Genomic DNA, 1742 nt, shown 5'->3' with positions numbered 1-1742 from the left:
GGCCACGTCCCTGGGCGGAACCGCCCTGCGGACGGCGCTCGGCATCGTCCGGACGGCGGCCGTCGCCGGGACGTTTTCCGCCGCGGGGGTTGTTCCGTCCGGAGCCGGAACGAGGCGGTTGTGTCATGGTGGATCCTTACCCGTGGAAACTACTGCAATGGTCTGCTGCTGCCGGAGGCCGGCAGCCTAGAGCGAAGCGTCGTCGTACTCGGACAGGTTTTCCAGTCCCGGCAGATGCGGGGCGATCTCCGGCAGTTCGCCGATGCTTCCTATCCCCAATCTTTCCAGAAAATAAGAGGTGGTCCGGTACAGGACGGCTCCGGTCTCCGGATCGGTGCCGGAATCCTCGATGAGGCCGCGCTGGGTGAGCGTGCGCACCACGGAATCAACATTGACCCCTCGGATCGCCGAAACCCGGGCCCGCGAGACCGGCTGCCGGTAGGCGATGACGGCCAGCGTCTCCAATGCGGCCTGGGTCAACCGGGCCGTCTGGCCTTCCAGCACGAAACGGGACACCAGCGGCGCGAAATCGCTGCGCGAGAAGATCCGCCAGCCGCCGGCGATGTGGCGCAACTCAAAGCCCCGCGGTTCCGCGGCGGGCCGCCCTTCGGAGGGGACTCCGCCGTCGTAATCGCGCTGCAGATCCAGCAGCAGCGCCTGGACGGTGCCCACCGGAAGAGCCAGCGCTGTGGCCAATTCCACATCGGTGGCCGGTTCGTCGATAACCATCAGGACCGCTTCCAACGCGGCCCGGGCACCGCCCGGCAACCGTTCCACATCGACCTCGGGCCCCGCCGTCTCCTCCTGCGGATCAGTCATCGCGTCCCTCCGTTGTGTCCGCGGCCGTGTCGGCGGCCGGGGCGTTGTCATATTCCTCGCTGAGGTTGGCGCCGGTCCATTCCGCGTCCGGCCCGGTCCAATGGACCGTCAGCTCGCCGAGCGGCGCAACCTGGTCGAAGGCGATGACGCCGTCGCGGAACATCTCCAACAGCGCCAGGAAGCGGGCAACCACCACCAGCGCGCCGTCCGCGTCGTCGGTGAGCGCCCGGAACGTCAGGGGCGGGCCCGCCTGCAGGCGCGCACCAAGGATCGCCGCCTGCTCCTTCACGCTGACCGGCGGCGCGTGCAGGTGCGAGAGCCCGACCTGGGTCGGCGCGGGCTCCTTGGGCTCCAGGGCTTTGGCCGCAAGGGCGGCAAAGTCCGCCAGGGGCGTGCGCCAGACAAGCTCGGGCAGCAGCGCGGCGAACTGCGGCTCCAGCGCGACCTGCCTCGGGAATCGTTCGGCCTCCCGGGCCAGGCGCTGGCCGAGCAGGGCCGCGATTTCCTTGAAGGCCTTGTACTGCAGCAGCCGGGCGAAGAGCAGGTCCCGGGCCTCGAGCAGGGCGATGTCCTCGTCGTCCTCCACCTCGCCGGTGGGCAGCAGCCGGGCGGCCTTGAGGTCCAGCAGGGTCGCCGCGATGACGAGGAACTCGCTGGCTTCGTCCAGGGCCTTGTCGTTGCCGTCGGCCTGGAGGCGGCGGATGTAGGAGATGAACTCGTCCGTGACGCGGGCAAGCGCCACTTCGGTGATGTCCAGTTCGTGCTTGGAAATCAGTCCCAGCAACAAATCAAAAGGTCCGCTGAAGTTGTCCAGCGTGACGGCGAAGCCTGCCGGCTTCCGGTCGCCCTCCTGGTCCGGGACGTCGGGCACGGTGTCCTGCCCTGCCGGGAGGCCGCCTGCCGGCACCGTCCCCGCCGGCGCC

At 69.2% G+C, this 1742-nt stretch carries 2 protein-coding genes; both read right to left on the bottom strand.

What is annotated here, in order from left to right; genetic code table 11:
* Window positions 1-186: 186 nt before the first annotated feature.
* Window positions 187-819 (bottom strand): SMC-Scp complex subunit ScpB, encoded by a 633-nt coding sequence (gene scpB / locus AC5RUJ_RS15755; protein WP_493999439.1) that lies wholly within the window; start codon window positions 817-819, stop codon window positions 187-189.
* Window positions 812-1690, bottom strand: a complete 879-nt coding sequence (locus tag AC5RUJ_RS15750; RefSeq protein ID WP_494156186.1) for a segregation and condensation protein A — start codon at window positions 1688-1690, stop codon at window positions 812-814. Before AC5RUJ_RS15750 ends, scpB begins: the two co-directional genes overlap by 8 nt.
* Window positions 1691-1742: the final 52 nt, after the last annotated feature.

It is taken from the genome of Arthrobacter sp. Y3223164, assembly GCF_059091005.1.
Note: the sequence above shows the minus strand (reverse complement) of the source record. Positions and strands in the feature narration are given on the sequence as shown.

Bases quoted from the DNA above. Each gene is read 5' to 3' on its own strand.
- scpB (WP_493999439.1), bottom strand. From the start codon at position 819: ATGACTGATCCGCAGGAGGAGACGGCGGGGCCCGAGGTCGATGTGGAA.